The 1,758-nt window shown below is 39.1% G+C and carries 1 protein-coding gene and 1 pseudogene; both read left to right on the top strand.

Translation table 11 applies throughout. The features are described 5' to 3' along the window. A partial coding sequence (locus tag REG_RS10170; protein ID WP_218015688.1) for a hypothetical protein occupies positions 1-624 on the top strand: 624 nt, incomplete at its 5' end. Between the two features lie 212 nt (positions 625-836). Then, positions 837-1,680: pseudogene (locus REG_RS10165) on the top strand (23S rRNA (adenine(2030)-N(6))-methyltransferase RlmJ). Positions 1,681-1,758: the final 78 nt, after the last annotated feature.

The following is a 1,758-nucleotide window of genomic DNA, read 5'->3' as shown; positions in this document are numbered from 1 at the left end:
GTACAGAGTGAAAAACGCGTGAAAGAGGGAACACCTTGTGCTAACACTATAATTAATGTAGGCAATTCAGATAAACGATTAACATTTATCGAGAGAATATTATGTAAAATACAGTGTTCAGCTCAATCTTTCATAAATTATATTAGAGATAACTTTAAAAAAGTTGTATCCGTAGAAAAGCAAACTCAGCACGCACCAGAAGTACTACTTCACACTGCTGACGAGAGCTCTGAAGAAGTAAAAAAATCTGAAACCATAGCGACTGATGAAAATTTAGCAAAATTGATAAAAAACGTACAGGATTCGAGAGACTATTTAGTATTGATAGAAACCAACGCGGTCATGGCGTTAAAAAACTTTAAAAGTCAAGTTCAAGTGAATAGCAATAATAGATACCTTTATAAAGAAGCTAATACGCTTATGAATAACATTTTTGACAACAAACGGAAAGCAGAAATCACGATGAAAGAAATTGAAAATGCTCAAGAAAATTTCAATCTGGCTGAAAACGATGAGAAAAAGAACGAGAGAGTGAAGGAAGTGGCAGAAAAAAAGGGTGAGATCGCAGGATTACTGAGGTCAATAAGAACTGACATGATAAAATTACAAGGAATGCTAAAGTAGATTCAATAAAAGCAAATTAATATCATCTTGATCATGATTATTAGTCAATAATAATCATGATCGGTTTATCGTTTTTTATCATAAATAAAGTCAATGATTTTTTTATCCTACCTCTAAGAGCCTACCGCAAGATGCAAACGCGGTGCTCACCATCCTTATGTATTTTGTGTACACTACACACCTTATAAAAATAGGAAAGTATAAAAAATACCATGTTGAGCTATCGCCACAGTTTTCACGCAGGTAACCACGCCGATGTTTTAAAACATAGCGTTCAAAGCCTGATTATTGAGCATTTAAAAGAGAAAGAAAAAAATTTTTTATACTTAGATACCCATGCTGGCGCCGGGCGTTATCAATTACGGGGTGAACATGCCGGACGTACGGGGGAATATTTGGCCGGGATCGCTAAAATTTGGCAAGCAGATAATCCCCCCCAGGGAAATCTGCCGTTATCTCGACGCAATAAAAGCATGCAACAAAGATAACAATTTACGCTATTATCCTGGCTCACCGCTGATTGCTCAGTATTTATTACGGGCAGGCGATAAAATTCACCTCACCGAATTGCATCCCACTGATTGCCCGTTGCTACGAAAAGAATTTACTCACAATAAGCAGGCAAAAGTGCAGCGCGTCGATGGCTATATGCAGCTCAAATCACAGTTACCCCCTGCTTCACGCAGAGGATTGATTTTTATCGATCCCTCTTATGAAATAAAAACTGACTATCAAAATGTCGTCACCCACCTTCAAGAAGGCTACCAACGCTTTGCCAATGGTATTTACGCAATATGGTATCCCGTCGTGTTGCGTCAACGGATCAAACATATGCTACGAGCACTACAGAACGGTAAAATCAAACACATGCTACAAATTGAGTTAGCAGTACAGCCAGACAGCAACCATCATGGCATGACGGCTTCAGGTATGATTGTGATTAATCCACCCTGGAAACTAGAGCAGCAGATGAAAACCTTGTTACCTTGGCTGCACCAAACAATGGTGCCTTCGGGTCATGGGCATACCTTGTTAAAGTGGCTAGCAAAAGAATAGACTTCTTTCGAAACCTGCTACGTAATGGATCCTGCGTTGCCCGGTGCGCGTAATCCTCATGTACTGCATGTACATTCC

Source organism: Candidatus Regiella insecticola LSR1 (assembly GCF_000143625.1).
Classification (GTDB): domain Bacteria; phylum Pseudomonadota; class Gammaproteobacteria; order Enterobacterales; family Enterobacteriaceae; genus Regiella; species Regiella insecticola.
This window is presented reverse-complemented; position numbering and strand designations above follow the sequence as displayed.